This window comes from Trinickia caryophylli (assembly GCF_034424545.1).
Lineage (GTDB): Bacteria > Pseudomonadota > Gammaproteobacteria > Burkholderiales > Burkholderiaceae > Trinickia > Trinickia caryophylli.
In genome coordinates this window covers 1,133,762-1,149,638 of record NZ_CP139971.1, presented here as the reverse complement: position 1 = coordinate 1,149,638, position 15,877 = coordinate 1,133,762, and the positions used below count along the sequence as shown (strand labels likewise).

General features: G+C 65.0%; 12 protein-coding genes. 7 read left to right on the top strand and 5 right to left on the bottom strand.

Features of this window, described 5'->3' with window-relative positions:
• Nucleotides 1-64 precede the first annotated feature (64 nt).
• Entirely contained in the window at nucleotides 65-1,645 is a 1,581-nt protein-coding gene (locus tag U0034_RS24300; protein WP_085229025.1) for an inorganic phosphate transporter, read from the bottom strand.
• 613 nt (nucleotides 1,646-2,258) lie between these two features.
• Between U0034_RS24300 and mprF the strand changes: the two genes are divergently transcribed.
• The 3 genes from mprF to U0034_RS24285 all read left to right on the top strand — a co-directional run bounded on the left by mprF (nucleotide 2,259) and on the right by U0034_RS24285 (nucleotide 7,217).
• Complete coding sequence (mprF, locus tag U0034_RS24295) at nucleotides 2,259-4,862, top strand: bifunctional lysylphosphatidylglycerol flippase/synthetase MprF (RefSeq protein WP_085229024.1); 2,604 nt, start codon at nucleotides 2,259-2,261, stop codon at nucleotides 4,860-4,862.
• Nucleotides 4,862-6,289: a virulence factor family protein gene (locus tag U0034_RS24290; RefSeq protein WP_085229023.1), complete on the top strand. Its 1,428-nt coding sequence runs from the start codon at nucleotides 4,862-4,864 to the stop codon at nucleotides 6,287-6,289. Before mprF ends, U0034_RS24290 begins: the two co-directional genes overlap by 1 nt.
• A 217-nt stretch (nucleotides 6,290-6,506) precedes the next feature.
• Nucleotides 6,507-7,217 carry a hypothetical protein gene (locus U0034_RS24285; protein WP_085229022.1) on the top strand — a complete coding sequence of 237 codons (711 nt, stop codon included), beginning with the start codon at nucleotides 6,507-6,509 and terminating at the stop codon, nucleotides 7,215-7,217.
• Between the two features lie 14 nt (nucleotides 7,218-7,231).
• On the opposite strand, the gene U0034_RS24280 is transcribed toward U0034_RS24285, so the two are convergent.
• Nucleotides 7,232-7,741, bottom strand: coding sequence for a CreA family protein (locus U0034_RS24280; RefSeq protein WP_085229021.1), 510 nt, complete (start codon nucleotides 7,739-7,741; stop codon nucleotides 7,232-7,234).
• Between the two features lie 285 nt (nucleotides 7,742-8,026).
• Here U0034_RS24280 and U0034_RS24275 point away from each other — a divergent pair, with 285 nt between their 5' ends.
• Together U0034_RS24275 and dctA are read left to right on the top strand one after the other, a co-directional pair.
• A complete protein-coding gene (locus U0034_RS24275; protein ID WP_085229020.1) occupies nucleotides 8,027-8,959 on the top strand; it encodes a LysR family transcriptional regulator in 933 nt (310 codons plus the stop codon).
• Nucleotides 8,956-10,257: a C4-dicarboxylate transporter DctA gene (gene dctA, locus U0034_RS24270; RefSeq protein WP_085229019.1), complete on the top strand. Its 1,302-nt coding sequence runs from the start codon at nucleotides 8,956-8,958 to the stop codon at nucleotides 10,255-10,257. The genes U0034_RS24275 and dctA overlap by 4 nt, the downstream gene beginning before the upstream one ends.
• Before the next feature lie 5 nt (nucleotides 10,258-10,262).
• Here dctA and U0034_RS24265 read toward each other — a convergent pair whose 3' ends face one another.
• Nucleotides 10,263-11,042, bottom strand: a complete 780-nt coding sequence (locus tag U0034_RS24265) for a substrate-binding domain-containing protein (RefSeq protein ID WP_085229018.1) — start codon at nucleotides 11,040-11,042, stop codon at nucleotides 10,263-10,265.
• A 49-nt stretch (nucleotides 11,043-11,091) separates the two neighbouring features.
• Entirely contained in the window at nucleotides 11,092-12,390 is a 1,299-nt protein-coding gene (gene tcuC, locus U0034_RS24260) for an MFS transporter (protein WP_085229017.1), read from the bottom strand.
• Nucleotides 12,391-12,646: 256 nt separating this feature from the next.
• On the opposite strand from tcuC, the gene U0034_RS24255 reads away from it, so the two are divergent.
• A complete protein-coding gene (locus U0034_RS24255; RefSeq protein ID WP_085229016.1) occupies nucleotides 12,647-14,032 on the top strand; it encodes an FAD-containing oxidoreductase in 1,386 nt (461 codons plus the stop codon).
• 39 nt (nucleotides 14,033-14,071) lie between these two features.
• On the opposite strand, the gene U0034_RS24250 is transcribed toward U0034_RS24255, so the two are convergent.
• Nucleotides 14,072-15,127: a tellurite resistance/C4-dicarboxylate transporter family protein gene (locus U0034_RS24250; RefSeq protein WP_158243527.1), complete on the bottom strand. Its 1,056-nt coding sequence runs from the start codon at nucleotides 15,125-15,127 to the stop codon at nucleotides 14,072-14,074.
• Nucleotides 15,128-15,251: 124 nt separating this feature from the next.
• On the opposite strand from U0034_RS24250, the gene U0034_RS24245 reads away from it, so the two are divergent.
• Complete coding sequence (locus tag U0034_RS24245) at nucleotides 15,252-15,824, top strand: isochorismatase family protein (protein WP_085229083.1); 573 nt, start codon at nucleotides 15,252-15,254, stop codon at nucleotides 15,822-15,824.
• Nucleotides 15,825-15,877 lie beyond the last annotated feature (53 nt).

Genomic DNA, 15,877 nt, shown 5'->3' with positions numbered 1-15,877 from the left:
AGGCGAGTAGCGCGGCGAGGGGGCCGGGCGCACGGCGTGCGGCCCGGCCGGATGGAAATGCCCCTCAGAACAGGTGCCGGAATATCCAGTAGAGGCCGCCCGCCAGCACGATCGAGGCGGGCAGTGTCAGAATCCATGCGAGCACGAGGCTGCGCACCGTGCTCCACTGCAGTCCCGACCCATTGGCGGCCATCGTGCCGGCCACCCCCGAAGAGAGTACGTGCGTGGTGGAAACAGGCAGCCCGTACGCGTCCGCCGCGCCGATCGTCAGCATGGCGACAACTTCAGCCGATGCGCCCTGGCCGTAGCTCAGGTGCTCCTTGCCGATCTTTTCGCCCACGGTCACGACGATGCGTTTCCAGCCGACCATCGTGCCGAGGCCAAGCGCGATGGCGACGGCAACCTTGACCCAGGTCGGAATGAATTTCGTCGCCGTGTCCATCTGCTTCTTGAAGTTGTCGATCGCCTTTTCGTCGTCGGCTGCGAAGGCCGGTATCTTCGCCTTTTCCATGAGCCGGATCGCTTCGGAGGCCACGTACATGTTGTTGCGCACGTTGTCGACGGCTTCCCGCGGCACGTTCGCGATCGAGCCGGATGCGCCGACCTGCCGGCCGATCTGCAGGCTCAACTGCTGGAGCGCCGCTACGGTGTCGGGCGCCAGATGCCGCGTTCGCACGTACTGTTCGACGCCGGCACGCGCATCGGCGGGGGCGGCCACGCCGTTCGTGTACTTCGAGAGCACGCCGGCTGCCTGCTGCGAGACGGCGAGAAACGTCTGCGTCTGGGCCGGCGTGACGGCCTTGTTGAGCGCGTAAGCCGTGGGCACCGTGCCGATCAGAATCAGCATGATGAGGCCCATGCCTTTTTGGCCGTCGTTGGAGCCGTGCGCGAACGAGACGCCGGTGCAGGTGAGGATCAGCAGGCAGCGGATCCAGAACGGCGGTGGCGCCTTGCCCACCGGTTCCTTGTAGAGGGCCGGTGCACGGAGGAGCGCTTTCAACAGCATCAGCAGCAGGCCCGCCAGCAAAAAGCCGATGATCGGCGAGAACAGCAGCGAGCGGCCGACGCCCATTGCCTGGCTCCAGTCGACGCCGCTCGTGCCGGAGGGGCCGTGCAGGAGTTGATTCGTGAGGCCGACACCGATGATCGAGCCGATCAGCGTATGGGAGCTCGACGACGGCAGCCCGAAATACCAGGTGCCGAGATTCCAGATAATGGCTGCGATGAGCAGCGCGAAGACCATCGAGAAGCCGGCGCTGCTGCCGACTTGCAGGATCAGTTCCACCGGCAGTAGCTGCAGCACGCCGAAGGCGACGGCGCCCGAGGAGGTCAGCACGCCAAGGAAATTCCAGGCGCCCGACCAGACGACGGCCAGATGCGGCGAGAGCGAGTGCGTATAGATGACGGTCGCGACGGCGTTGGCCGTGTCGTGAAAGCCATTGACGAATTCGAAGCCGAGTGCGATCAGCAAGGCGGTGCCGAGCAGCAGGTACGGCAGCACGGACCCTTCCCGTATCGGCTGAAGATCGCTGACGAGATGGGTGGTGCAGTAGGCGAGACCCAACACCAGCACGAGCAGGAAGGTCCACAGCCCGATGCGCTGAGCCGATGAAGGAAGCGAAGGGGAGTATGAAATCTCCGGCATGGTCGGGTGCCCCGAAAAGAGTCGCACGAATGGCCGATGCTGAGCGGCGCGTGTGACGAAACGATGAAGACCGTGGCCGCGGCATGAAAGAGCGGCCGGCACGCGTAGGCGGCACCTTTGCCCGGCGCGGCCGGCGCCGGTTTCTTACGGCGGTGAAAGAAAGGCCGGCGCCCCGAGCGGGGCTCGCGCCGTGGCCATGCCGGCTGCCGTGCGCAGGCGGCATCCGCAATTGCCCGAATTCAAGTAGCCGGGCTTATGACCGATAACCGTAACGTCACCTCCGCAATGCCGGCGCCGGCAACGGATGCATGCGCCACCGGGAGGGGTAAGAGGAAACAGGATCGGGTGATTCGGGTATGTCAAGAGGAAGCGGCCACGGTTCCCGTTGCGGCAGCGCCACAGTGTCGGGTGGCCTGCCGCGAGCCGTGGCGGGTTTCCTCTGACGACATCCGCGTCAACCGATCGAGCCGTACAAACGTTTCACATGTCACAAGTTGCTATATCGATTGGCTAGCGGGTTGAGCGCTGGGTTCATCGACTGACGGCGGTCCGATCACCGCCGCCGCCGGTTTCGATGAGTAGGGCGCCGCGCAGGCGGCCAATCCTGGGAAAGATGCAAGGACGTATCGGGGATCATCTGCGAAAGGCTCGCTCCACCTTTCGCACCGCCTGTGGACGCCTCAGGCACATCGACTGCAAGCGACTGGTCTCGCCCGCGCTCGCGCTCGGCATTTGCGCGCTGCTGCTCGTGGCGGTTCAGCATTTCTCGCACAGCATCAACTACCACGCGGTGAGCCGGCAGTTGTTCGGAATCGATCCGGGCACGTGGCTCGCTGCCGTCGTCGCCACCGCGGCGAGCTTCGTCGCGCTCGTCGCCCGCGACGCCAATGGCCTGCGTCACGTGGACGCAAAGGTACCGCGGGCGCTGCTGTGGGTGGGCGCGACCGCAGGCTGTGCGCTCGGCAACGCGGCCGGCTTCGGCGCGTTGACGGGGGGCGCGGTGCGGTGCCGCGTCTACGGCGCCGTGGGCGTCACGCCGACGCAGGTCGGGCGTCTGACCGTGTTCACGAGCGTCTCGCTTGCCATGACGCTGCTGTTCGTGAGCGCGCTCGGCGCCCTTTGCGACGCGGCGCCGCTCGCGGCCATGATCCATGTTTCGCCCGACATGCTGGTGATGGGCAGTTTGTCGCTGATCGTGGCCTTCGTGGCCGCAATCGCCTGCTGCGGCACGAGCACGAAGCGTGTGAAACTCCCATGGCGCGGCCTCGCGCTCGACATCCCCGCCCGCTCGGATCTGATCGCCCAGGTCGCCTACGCGATCGTCGACATCGTGGGTGCCGGCGCCGCATTGTGGGTCTTCCTGCCGGACGCGCACGTCAGCTTCATCAGCTTCCTTACCGTTTATTCCGCCGCGCTTTTTCTCGGCATGGTCGGCCATACGCCGGGCGGTGTCGGCGTATTCGAGTCCGCGATGGTGTTCGCGCTCGGCGGCGATGTCAGCGCGCCGTCGCTCGTGGCGGCCCTGCTTGCCTATCGCGTCGTCTACTTCGGCTTGCCGCTGCTGCTCTCGGCCGCGATGCTGGCCGCCTTCGAGGGCCGCGCGCTGCGCAATCGCCTGCCGCTGCGGCGCGTGGCCGGGCTGGCCCAGCTTGCGCCGCTCTTCCTCTCGCTGATCACCTTCCTCGCGGGCTCGATGTTGATCATATCGAGCGCGACGCCCGCGTTCGCCCGCCGCCTCGCCATCCTGCGCCACCTCGTTCCGCTGTGGGCACTCGAAAGCTCGCAACTGCTGAGCAGCCTGCTCGGTGTGCTGCTGCTCTTCGTCGCCCGCGGTCTCATGCGCCGGCTCGATGCGGCATGGTGGCTCACGTTCTCGTTCACGGCGCTGAGCCTCGTGCTGTCGGTCGTCAAGGGCCTGGCGTTCGTGGAGGCGGGCGTGCTGAGCTCGCTGCTCGTTTTGCTGGCCTGTACGCGTAGCCGGTTCGGCCGGCGCTCGTCGCTTTTCGCCGAGCGCTTCACGTTCGGATGGTTCATCTCGGTCACGATCGTGCTGATCTGCGCGCTGTGGGTGATGTTCTTCGCCTACCGCAGCGTTCCCTACAGCAACGACCTGTGGTGGCAGTTCGCTTTCGACGAGCGCGCCTCGCGCTCGCTGCGCGCAATGCTGGCCTCGGGCCTGCTCGTGGCGGGTTTCGCGGTGTGGCAATTGCTGCGCCCGGATGCCGGCCGTTTCGTGCATCCGAGTTCGAAGGATCTCGACGACGCCGTGCAGATCATTCGTGCTCAGGAGCGCAGCGACGCGGGGCTCGCGATGATGGGCGACAAGAGCTTCCTCTTCTCCGATTCGCGCCGCGCCTTCCTCATGTATGCGAAGCACGGCCGCACCTGGGCGGCGCTGCACGACCCAGTGGGGCCGCGCTGCGAATGGGCGCAACTGATCCGCAGTTTCGTCGAACTCGCGCACAGTCACGGCGGGCGGGCCGCGTTCTATCAGGTGCGGGCCGATTCGCTGCCGCTCTACCTCGATTCGGGCCTCACGCTGATGAAGCTCGGCGAAGAGGCGCGCATCGCGCTCGATGCATTCGATCTCGGCGGGCCGAAACGTTCGGCGTTGCGCTATTCGCTGCGCCGCGCCGAACGCGACGGCTGCACGGTCGAAGTGATCGGCGCGGCCGATGTGCCGGCATCGCTCGACGTTCTGCGCGATATTTCCGACAGTTGGCTCGACACGCACGCGGGGCGCGAGAAGAGTTTCTCGGTGGCAGCGTTCAGCGACCAGTATCTGGCCGCGCAATCGATCATGCTGGTGCGCCAGAACGGCACGCCCGTCGCGTTCACGACGTTCATGACGACTGATCTGAACGTGGAGGCAACGATCGGCGTCATGCGCCATCGGCCCGAGGCGTCGGCTTACGTGATGGATTTTCTCTTCGTGCAGCTCGCCCTGAGCCTCAAGGAAGCGGGCTATCGCTTCCTGAGCCTCGGCGTCGCGCCGTTTTCGGGCGTGCAGCCGACGCCGCTTTCCTCGCCGCTTCACCGGATCGGCGCAATGATCTGGCGTTTCGGCGGGCGTTTCTACAATTTCCAGGGTCTTCGTGCATTCAAGGGCAAGTTTCAGCCGGGCTGGGAGCCGCGTTATCTCGCGGTTTCCGGGTGGGCCAGTGCGCTCCTGACGTTAGTGGATCTGTCAATTCTGGCGGGGGGGCGCCGTTCGTGATGAGGCATAGGACATTGCGTGGGTTTCGATGGCTTGCCGTTGCGGCGGGCATACTGGCGTCCGTCGGTGCTCAGGCGGCCGATTCGCGCATATCGGGCGGGCGCTATGGCGAAGTCGCCGTGGCTTGGCCGCAGGGCGAACTGCGCGGTTTCGTCGTATTGTTTTCGGCCGGTAAGGGCTGGACGGCTGCCGATCAGCAGGCGGCCGATGCATTGGCGCGCGAGGGGGCGTTGACCGTCGGTGTCGACACCGAGCGGTATGCGGCTGCGCTCGCCGCCGGCGGTCAGGCGTGCCGGCAACTCGTGGGCGATGCGGAAGCGCTCAGTCATCAGCTCGAGCGGCAATTGAAGTCGAGCCGATATTTCGCGCCCATTGTCGCGGGCACCGGCGCCGGGGCGACGCTCGCGCTGCACGTACTGGCGCAAGCGCCTTCGAACACGGTGGCGGGGGCGGTGGCCCTCGACCCCGCGGCGGTGCTCGACCGGCGCTTTCATCAGTGCCCGCCCGACCCGACCGTCACGCGCACGAGTGTGCTGCCGGGCTTCGTCGAAACGGGCGCAACGAGCGAGGCGGCCGTGGCCGCGACGCGGCAGGCCGTGCGCTCGGCAGTCAAGGAAGGCGCCGATTCGCCGGTATTCAGTCGTGACAAATCCGATTTGAGCGCCCCCTTTCTGGCGAAGCCGCCCCGGATGTTCGCGGCGAATGCGACGACCCGCGCCGATCGACTCGTCGGCCTCGTCCGCCCGCATCTGCTGACGGAGTCCGGCGGCGAGCAGGACGTTTCGGATCTGCCGCTGATCGAACTGCCGGCCGCGCATCCGAACGGCATGCTGGCGATCGTGATGTCAGGCGACGGCGGCTGGCGCGACCTCGACAAGACGATCGGCGAGGAACTGCAAAAGGATGGCGTATCGGTGGTTGGCTGGGACAGCCTGCGCTATTTCTGGAGCGAGAAGACGCCCGAGCAGGTCACGCGGGATCTGAGCCGCGTGCTGCGTACCTACGGAGCGCGCTGGCATACGAAGTCGATTGCATTGATCGGCTATTCGTTCGGCGCGGACGTCATGCCGTTCGCCTATAACCGCTTGCCCGCCTCACTGCGCGAAAAAGTCGCGCTGGTCTCGATGCTGGGCCTCGCACGCGGCGCGGATTTCCAGGTGCGCGTGACGGGCTGGCTCGGCATGCCGGCGAGCGACAAGGCGTTGCAGGCCAAGCCCGAGGTCGATCGCCTCCCGGCTGGAATCGTCCAATGCTTCTACGGCGAGGGCGAGGAAGATACCTTATGCCCGACGATGGCGAGCCCGCGCGAGGTGATCAAGATGCCGGGTGGACATCACTTCGGCGGCGGCTATAGCGGCATGGAAGACAAGATCATGAATGCCTGGCAAAAGCGCCTGGACGCGGGCGGCAATCTCGCCGCGCGCTGATGCCGCGGCGCAGCCGGGCGCGTTCGTTTGCCGGCTTGCACGGCTTCGGGGCCGCTTCCGGGTCGCTTCCGAGGTGCTACCGAGGCGCTACCGAGCGGCTTCCCGCCCGCTGCGCGGATCGATGCCGGTTTCTCTGCGCCGGGCCTAGAATGAAGAGCGACGATGCGGCTGTGCATGCGCAGCCGTTTTCTTCCTCTTCGATCCGGGGTTGGCAGCCATGAATACTCGCGGTCTGCGTTCGTTTCGTCCGAAGTGCGGCGCGCTGGCCGCGGCCTTGCTTGCCACACTGGTCGGATGCAGCGGCAGCTTTTGTGTCGGGTCCGACGAGTGCGGCTGGGGGGCCGGGCCGCCTCAGCTCGCGTTGTCCGGCACCGCCGCAACAGGTGCCGCGCTGGCGAGCGCATCCGTTGCAATAACGTGCGCGGACGGGGCCGCCGGCGCCGTGTCCGACGGCGGCGGGCATTACGGCGCGACATTCGATGCCTGGCTTCCCTGCGTACTCACCGTGACGTCGGGCAGTGTGACCTTGCACTCGGCCGCCTTCGCGGGCGGTATCTTCAACACCACACCCGAAACCGAGCTGATGCTCGTCTACCTCGCCGCACAATTGAGTACGACGGTGGCCGGGCTCGTTGCGGGCCTGCCCAGCAACGCGCTCTTTCAGCAGGTGCTCGGCAACCCGAACTATGTGCTGGCCGCGCAATCCGCCGTCGTTTTCAACCTGCAGCAGCACTACGCGCTCACGCTGAGTACGCCGGCGTTTTTGACGACGCCGTTCGTCGTCGGGCAGCCGGGCGTCGACAGCGATCTCGAGGCTTTGGCCGCGGCCGGCGCCATCGACGCCAACGGCATGCCGGACGCCGCCGCTGTTTCGCTGCTGTCGGCGGCGGGGCAGGCGCAGCCGATTGCGAGGGCGTCGGCACGGTGATGCATGCCCGGGCGCTATTTGAGCGGAATTTGCGTGCCTGCCGGTATCGGCACGGCCGTAACGCTGTTTTTCGCGCTGCCCGACGTGATTCGGTCGCTATAGGTGAGGTAGACGAGCGTATTGCGCCTGGCATCGACGATGCGCACGACGTGGAGCGTCTTGAAGATGAACGACATGCGCTCGCTGAACACGTCGTCTTGCTGACGCAACGAGCCCTGGAAGCGGATGGGCGCGACCTGCCGGCACGCGATCGACGCTTCGGTCGGGTCCTCCGCCACGCCGAACGTGCCTTTGAGTCCGCCCGTGCGGGCGCGGGAAACATAGCAGGTGACGCCGGCGACCGCGGGATCGTCGTAAGCTTCGACGACGACCCGGTCCGAGCGCGGCAAGCGGAAGTTCGTATTGACGCTGCCGATCTCCTCGGCGCGCAGCGACGAGGCCAGTAAACTCGCTGCCGCGAGCGTGAACGCGAGGGTGGCCGCGAACCGGCCTGCTGCCGCGATGGGACGCGTGACTGTTTTCATGCTGGGTTCCGTTGGACCGATGGTGCTCCATTATCGGGGGAAACCAGCACGATGGCCGCGCTTGTCTGCTGACGCGTTGTCAGTCTTCGTGCGCGCCGCCGAGCGATGCGGGATCGATGGCGCGGATCAGTACCGTTTTGCCTTTTGGCAGCGTGATGGCAGCCCATATCGGTCTCTCGACTTTTACACTCCGCGTAGTGTAGAGAGGCTGGCAAACCCCGATCGCCCGGAAATGGAAACACTGTGGCGCGGAATGAAATTACAGCAGGAGATCAGAGGCGGACCGTGGGCATCAACTTCGACTTGAACGATCTGCAGGCTTTTCGCGCCGTGGTCGAACTCGGCAGCTTCCGCAAGGCCGCGGAGGCGGTCAATATCTCGCAGCCGGCATTGAGCCGCCGGATCGAGAAGCTCGAGCAGGCGCTCGGCGTGCGATTGCTCGAGCGCACGACGCGAAGGGTGGGCGTCACCGCAGTCGGGCGTGCGTTCGCAAGAAGCGCGGAGCAACTGCTCGACGATCTCGACCTCGCGCTGCTGGGCCTTCGCGACGTGGCCTCGTCGCGCACGGGTCACGTGACGATCGCCTGCGTACCCTCGATCGCGCATTACTTCCTGCCACCGCTCATCGTCGATTATCGGAAACGCTACCCGCGCATTCGCGTCGTGCTGCTCGATTCGAGCGCCAATGACGTCGTGAGCAGCGTCATGAGCGCGGAAGCCGATTTCGGCATCGGCTTCATGGGCAGCGAAGAACATGAAGTGGACTTCAAGGCGCTGCTGCAGGAACGATTCGTCGTGGCCTGCCGCCGCGATCACGTGCTCGCGAAGAAAAAGCAAGTGTCGTGGCGCGAACTCTACGAGCACGACTACGTTTCGGTCGACCGCACCTCCGGCAACCGGCTCGTGCTCGACCAGGCGTTGAACGCGGTCGTGCCGAAGGGGCCCAGCGTGTGCGAAACACGGCATGTCACTTCGCTGCTGCGGCTTGTCGAGGCGGGTATCGGCGTGGCCGCCGTGCCGTCCATGGCGATGCCCGCGCCCGAACAGTCGAATCTGACGAGCGTGCCGCTGAAAGATCCCGTCGTCACGCGGCGAATCGGCCTGATGACGCGCCGAGGGCGGCAATTGACGCCCGCCGCCGAAGCGTTCTATCGATTGATCGTCGGCAGCAAAGGCAGTGCGGCGCCGCGTTCCCCGAAAACGAAGGCAAGGCCATGAGGATGCCGCGCGTCGTCCGGCCGCTATACGTTCAGGTGCTCATCGGCACCGGGCTCGGTATTGCCCTGGGGCATTTTTCGCCGCTTTACGGTGCGACGTTCAAGCCGCTCGGAGACGCTTTCGTCGCGCTGATTCGCATGATGATCGCGCCGATCGTCTTTTGCACGATCGTGGGCGGCATCGGTTCGCTGCATGCGCAATCGAATGTCGCGCGCGTCATCGTCAAAGCCCTGGCGCTTTTTTATCTGCTGACAGCCGCCGCTCTGCTCGTCGGGCTCGCGGCGGCATTCGTCATTCGTCCTGGCATGGGGATGCACGTCGAGGCCAGCCGTTTGGATACGTCGGTGCTCGCACCGTATGCGACGCAGGCCGCCGTGCATGGGCTCGTTGCGTTCGCCTTGCATCTGATTCCACCCACGCTGACGGCCGCATTCGTGCAAGGGCATGTGCTGCCGGTGTTGCTCGTCGCGGTGTTGTTCGGCTTCGCGCTGCGCATGACAGGGCAGGCCGGCGAGCCCGTGCGGCAATTCGTCGACGGGCTCGCGCAGGTGTGCTTCGGGATACTGTCGATGATCATGCGGCTCGCCCCGTTGGGCGCGTTCGGCGCGATCGCCTATGCGGTGGCGCATCTCGGCATTCGTTCGGTCGGATCGCTGGGCATGCTCATCGTGTCGCTCTATTTGGGCTGCTTCGCATTCGTCGCGATCGTGCTCGGCTTTCTCGCGCGGCTATGCGGGTTTTCTCTCTGGCGTCTGATTCGCTACTTGAGGGACGAGATCGTGATCGTGCTGGCTACGTCTTCGACGGAGCCCGTGCTGCCGCGGCTCGTCGTGAAGCTCGAGCGGCTCGGCTGCGACAAAGGCATCGTCGGGCTCGTATTGCCGGCGGGCTACTCGTTCAATCTGGACGGCACGGCAATTTATCTGAGCCTCGCAACCATGTTCATTGCCAACGCCTGCGACGTGCCGCTGAGCGCATGGCAGATCGCGGTCATGCTCGGGGTCATGCTGCTCACGTCGAAAGGCGCGGCAGGGGTATCCGGAAGCGGGCTCGTGGCGCTGATCGCCACGCTGTCCGTCGTCCCCGATCTGCCGCTGGCCGGCGTGGTGCTGCTGGTCGGAATCGACCGCTTCATGTCGGAAGCGCGCGCGCTCACGAGCGTGATCAGCAATGCCTGCGCCGTGGTGGCGGTGTCGGTATGGGAGCGGCCGTCGGAGCGCGCGCGGCTCGCGCGCGCATTGCGCGCCGCGCCGGCACGCGGCGATTCGACACCGGACGCGCTCGATGTGCGTCCTTGAGCGCCTCAGTGCGCGACCGGATCGAGCCCGGTGGATTTGACTTCGGATTGCACCTGCGGCGACGCAAGATAGTCGAGCAGCGCCTTTGCTTCCTCAGGATGCTTCGCGCTGACGGGGATCCCGCCGGCAAAGCGCGTGACCGATTGCACCGAATCGGGAATTTTCCCCACGTAGGTGACGCCCGGCACCGGAAGCAACTCGCTCACCTGCTGAAATCCGATGTCGTATTGACCGTTCGCGACCACGGACGCTACCGGGACTCGCTCGATCATGGTCCCCTTTGGCCTGACCTGATCCTCGATGCCGAGCCGCTTGAACAATTCGCGCTCGATATAGACGCCGCTCGCGCTATCGGAGTAGGCGATCGACTTCGCATGCAGCAAAGTCTCTTTCAGGCCTTCGATCGTCGAGATATCGGGGCGCGGCGCACCGGCTCGCACGACCATGCCGATGCGCGAATCGGCCAGTTCCACGCGGGAATCGGGCCTGACCTTGCCTTCATGGATCAGCTTGTCGAGCGCGTAGCCGACCATGATGACCACGTCGGCAGGCTCGCCGCGCGCGAGCCGGTTCGGGATCGCCTGCGGCGAGTTGCCCATCGAGGGCCCGAGCGTGGTGTCGAGGGTATTGCCCGTCGCGGCGGTGAACTTCGGGCCGAGTTGCTTGTAAGCGGCGGTAAATCCACCCGAACTCATGACGTCGAGCTCGGCTGCGTGCACGCTCGCGCCAAGCGCGGCGCCGCCGACGAACGCGGCTGTACATAGTCTGAGGAATAGCGATTTCATCCGATGCGTCTCCTATCGTGTTTTTGTCGTAAAAAGAAGGGCGGGGAGCTTACTGCACGGCCCCGCTGAGTGCGGGCCGGCGGCGGTAGAGAACGAGCGTCGCGCTCAGCGCGCAGAGCGCGGCAATGCTCATCAAATAGCCGGGTGCGGCTTTGTCGTGCGTGGTGTGGATCAATGCGGTGGAGAGGGCCGGCGTGAAGCCGCCGAAAACCGCGGTGGCGAGGCTGTAGGCGAGCGAGAAACCGGCTACCCGTACCTCCACCGGCATCACCTCGGTGAGCGCGACGATCATCGCGCCGTTGTACATGCCATACATGAACGAGAGCCACAGCAGCGTGAGCAGCATATTGGCGAAGCTCGGCGCGTGCGCCAGCATCGACAGCGCGGGATAGGCCGTCGCGATCGTCAATGCGGTCATGGCGATGAGGACCGGGCGCCGCCCGATTCGGTCGGACAAGGCGCCACCGATCGGCAGCCAGATGAAGTTCGACACGCCTACACACAACGTCACGAGCAGGCTGTCGGCCGTGCTCAAGTGCAGTACGTTTTTGCCGAACGTGGGCGCGTAGACGGTAATGAGGTAAAAGCTCGTCGTGGTCATCGCCACGAGCAGCATGCCCGCGATGACGACACCCGCATTGCGCGCGAGCGCGGCGAAGCCTTCCTTCATGCTGGGGCGATGCCGGCGCTGAGCGAATGCCTGCGTTTCCTCGAGGCGGCGCCGCAGGATGAAAATCATCGGCAGGATCATGCAGCCGACGAAAAACGGCACCCGCCATCCCCAATCCGCAATCACCGCCGGGCTCAGCCATTGATTGACGGCATAGCCGAGCGCGGCGGCCACGACGATGGCCACTTGCTGGCTGCCCGACTGCCAGCTCGTATAGAACCCTTTGTTGCCGGGGGTCGCGATTTCGGCCAGATAGACCGATACGCCGCCCAGTTCGGCACCCGCGGAAAAGCCCTGGAGCAGGCGCCCGAGCAGGACGAGCGCCGGAGCGAGCAGGCCGATCGTGGCATAGCCGGGCACGAAGGCGATCAGGATGGTGCCGCACGCCATGATCGACAGCGTGACGATGAGCCCTTTGCGGCGCCCGACTTCGTCGATGTAGGCGCCAAGCACGATAGCGCCGAGCGGCCTCATCAGAAATCCGGCGCCGAATACGGCGAACGTCATCATCAGCGAGGCAAATTCGCTGGCCGACGGGAAGAACACGGCCGCGATATGCGTGGCGTAAAAGCCGAAGAGAAAGAAGTCGAATTGTTCGAGAAAGTTTCCGGCCGTTACGCGGAAGATGGCCGCGCACTTGGATTGAGGCGTGGCGTGCGGGCTTGCAACGGTATCCATCGAGGTGTCTCCGAGTTGATCGTGGGCCGGACGAGCGGCCGGCACTTGTTCCACGGATCTTCGGGCAATCGGGCCTGCGCGTTAAGTGCAATGTTCCGAACGATTGATGCAATCCCGTTATCAATCTTCGAGTTGTCCGGTTGTGCCGATGCAAGAGCGGGACGCGGCAGGCACGTGCAATGGGCGCTATGGCCCTGCGAAAAGTATCCTATGCTGGAAACCTTGCGTTTTCCCGATGCATCGAGCGGAGGTTCGTATGACAGCGAGGTTTGACGCCATCGTCATAGGCACGGGTCAATCCGGGCCGGCGCTTGCGGCGAGGCTATCGTCCGCGGGTATGCGCGTGGCTATCGTCGAGCGCAATCTTTTCGGCGGTACATGCGTGAATACGGGCTGCATCCCCACCAAAGCGTTGGTGGCCAGCGCGTATGCCGCGCATGTCGCGCGTCACGCCGGGGATTACGGCGTGACGATCGGAGGGGCCGTCGGTGTCGACATGGCGCGCGTGAAGGCCCGCAAGGACGAAATCTCTCTTCGGTCCCGAAGCAACGTCGAAAAATGGCTGAGGGGGCTGGAACGCTGCACGGTACTGCAGGGCCATGCGCGCTTCGAGTCGGGCGATACGGTGCGCGTGAACGGCGAGCGCTATAGTGCCGAGCGGATCTTCGTGAACGTCGGCACGCGGCCGTTCATCCCGCCGATGCAGGGGCTCGACCGCGTCCGCTATCTGACCAACTCCACGATGATGGATATCGACTTTCTGCCCGAGCATTTGATTATTGTGGGCGGCAGTTATATCGGGCTCGAATTCGCGCAGATGTACCGGCGTTTCGGCGCGCGGGTGACGGTGATCGAGAAATCAGGGCGCTTGATTGCGCGGGAGGACGAGGACGTGTCGCAGGCCGTGTACGACATCCTCCATGGAGAAGGTGTCGGCATCGAGCTGCGAGCCGAGTGCATGGCGGCGGCAATGCGGGGCGAGCAGATCGCCGTCACGCTCGATTGCGGCGGCGACGGGGCGCGCGAAGTCGTTGGTTCGCATCTGCTGATCGCGGTCGGCCGCACGCCCAACACCGACGACCTCGGTCTCGATCGGGCAGGGATCGAGGTGGACGAGCGAGGTTATATCCGTGTCGACGATCAATTACGCACGAGTGCGCCGAATGTTTGGGCGCTGGGCGATTGCAACGGGCGTGGGGCGTTTACGCATACGTCGTACAACGACTACGAGATCGTGGCTGCGAACCTCTTGGACGGCGAGCATCGCAGCGTGCTCGACCGCATCGTGACCTACGGCCTTTTCATCGATCCGCCGCTGGGGCGGGTGGGCATGACGGAGAATGAAATCCGCCGCTCGGGCCGAAAGGCCCTGGTCGGCATGCGGCCGATGGCGCGCGTGGGCCGGGCCGTGGAAAAAGGCGATACGCGCGGCTTCATGAAGGTCGTCGTCGATGCCGATACGAAGGAAATCCTCGGCGCGGCCATATTGGGCGTGGGCGGCGACGAGGCGATCCATTGCCTTACCGATACGATGTACGCAAAGGCGCCCTACACGGTCGTGCAACGCGCGGTGCACATTCATCCGACCGTATCGGAACTGCTGCCGACCGTGCTCGGCGAACTCGAACCGTTGGACGGCTGAGTGCCGGCCCGCATGATGTGACGCGACCGGGCATCCGCCTCAGCGCGCCGGCCGCCTCACGTTGGCGCGCAGCGCGGCAACGAACGTCAGTGCCCATGCGGCCACGGCCACCCAGAGCATCACGCGGGGAATCCACTGCAGCGGCGGAAAATCGGTGGCGAGCGAGAGCCGGTAGGTGGTCAGCGTGTACATGCCGAGCGGAAACACGAGGCTCCAGTACATCGGGTGATAGGTGATCGGTACGCGTCGAATCACATGCTTCCAGAAGCCGAGTACGACGAGCAGCGGCGTCCACCACGTCGCCCACGCCCAGAGAATCAGGGTCGTACCATCGACGAACGGCCGCATGGCCAGCAGGAACGGCATCGGCGGGTTGGAGAGGATCAGCATCGAGCCCGCATTGGCGCCGATGGCCGATGCGCCCATGACCACCCACAGAAGGGGCGTGACGTCGCTGGCGTCCACGCGCAAAAAGAAGAGCCGATGGCTGAAAAGCGTAATGAAAATGCCGTACAGCACGACGCCGACGCCCCATAGCATATGCGCGCCGACGAAAATTACGGCCGACAGCTCGGGCCCGAAGCGCGGCGCGAGCATGGCGCCGAGCACCGTCAGCGATTCGGTGCCCACGATGGCGATGAGCCAGCCGCCATGCACGATATCCGCGCCGCGCCGGGTATTGATGAACATCAGCACGCTGAAGCTGAAGTAGCTGAGGAAGATCCAGGCGGCCAGGGCGAAAAGCCAGAGCGCGAGCGCCGCCGTGGTGAAGCCGCGCAGGAAGCACTGAATGCCGAACACGTCGGCGGCGGCCACGACGGTGAAAAACGAGAAGACGAGCTTCGGGTCCGTCAGATCGCGCCAGAGGGCCGCCCGGTAATGGAGCGCTCGGGCGGCCAGAACGATCAGCAGCAGCGGAAAGAGAAACACGTTCAGTGCGAAGAGGAAATCGGACAGCACGCCGAACCCGAGCGCTCCGGCGCTGTTCGAGACGATGCCGGTCGCCATGATCATGGCGAAGTAGCCAGGGTAGGCATCGCGGATCAGGGTGCCGATGCGGCCGGGGGCGACAGGGGAAGACGCGTGCAGGCTCATTGACCGATTGTTCGCGGGAAAAGGCGGCCCGGACGGGCCAAATCGGGAAAGAGTAAAGGCGAGGGCGGCCGTGCGCAAGGTCGCGACGGAGTAAGATGCGTTTTTTGCGCAAACGCTATTTACCATGACTACGTTCGTCGAACGTCCTAATACCGCGCTCGTCGTAATCGACTTGCAAAACGGGGTGATTGCGAACGCGTATCGACGCGACGAAGTGCTCGATACCGTCGACATGCTGGTCGAGCGGGCGCGCCGCGCTGGCGTACCGGTCATTTGGGTCCGGCATGTCGACGAAGATTTGCAGGCCGGAAGCGAGCCGTGGCGGATCGTGGCGGAACTGTCGCCCGCGCCTGATGAGGCGATTGTCGAGAAAAAGTATCGCGACGCATTCGATGACACCGAACTCGAGAACGTGCTCGCACGGCTGAGCGTCGGCAAATTGATCGTCACGGGTGCCCAAACCGATATGTGCATTCGCTCGACGCTGCATGGAGCCGTCGCGCGCGGCTACGACGCAGTGCTGGTGGGCGACGCGCACACCACGGAAGACCGGACGCAAGACGGGGCGCCTTCCCCGGCGGCCGTCATTAGCCACACCAATCTTTATTGGCGCAATCAACGCGCACCGGGCCGCTCGGGAGGCGTTGTCATGAGCGCGGAGATCGATTTCGGAGCGCAGGCCGCGAAGCGGGAGTGAGCGAACGGCCGGCGTGGCTGCTTGGGCTCGAGTAGTTTTCCTCCGCTCGGCGC

Bases quoted from the DNA above. Each gene is read 5' to 3' on its own strand.
- mprF (WP_085229024.1), top strand. From the start codon at position 2,259: ATGCAAGGACGTATCGGGGATCATCTGCGAAAGGCTCGCTCCACCTTT.
- U0034_RS24250 (WP_158243527.1), bottom strand. From the start codon at position 15,127: ATGAGCCTGCACGCGTCTTCCCCTGTCGCCCCCGGCCGCATCGGCACC.
- tcuC (WP_085229017.1), bottom strand. From the start codon at position 12,390: ATGGATACCGTTGCAAGCCCGCACGCCACGCCTCAATCCAAGTGCGCG.
- U0034_RS24280 (WP_085229021.1), bottom strand. From the start codon at position 7,741: ATGAAAACAGTCACGCGTCCCATCGCGGCAGCAGGCCGGTTCGCGGCC.
- U0034_RS24245 (WP_085229083.1), top strand. From the start codon at position 15,252: ATGACTACGTTCGTCGAACGTCCTAATACCGCGCTCGTCGTAATCGAC.
- U0034_RS24265 (WP_085229018.1), bottom strand. From the start codon at position 11,042: ATGAAATCGCTATTCCTCAGACTATGTACAGCCGCGTTCGTCGGCGGC.
- U0034_RS24285 (WP_085229022.1), top strand. From the start codon at position 6,507: ATGAATACTCGCGGTCTGCGTTCGTTTCGTCCGAAGTGCGGCGCGCTG.
- U0034_RS24290 (WP_085229023.1), top strand. From the start codon at position 4,862: ATGAGGCATAGGACATTGCGTGGGTTTCGATGGCTTGCCGTTGCGGCG.
- U0034_RS24300 (WP_085229025.1), bottom strand. From the start codon at position 1,645: ATGCCGGAGATTTCATACTCCCCTTCGCTTCCTTCATCGGCTCAGCGC.
- U0034_RS24255 (WP_085229016.1), top strand. From the start codon at position 12,647: ATGACAGCGAGGTTTGACGCCATCGTCATAGGCACGGGTCAATCCGGG.
- dctA (WP_085229019.1), top strand. From the start codon at position 8,956: ATGAGGATGCCGCGCGTCGTCCGGCCGCTATACGTTCAGGTGCTCATC.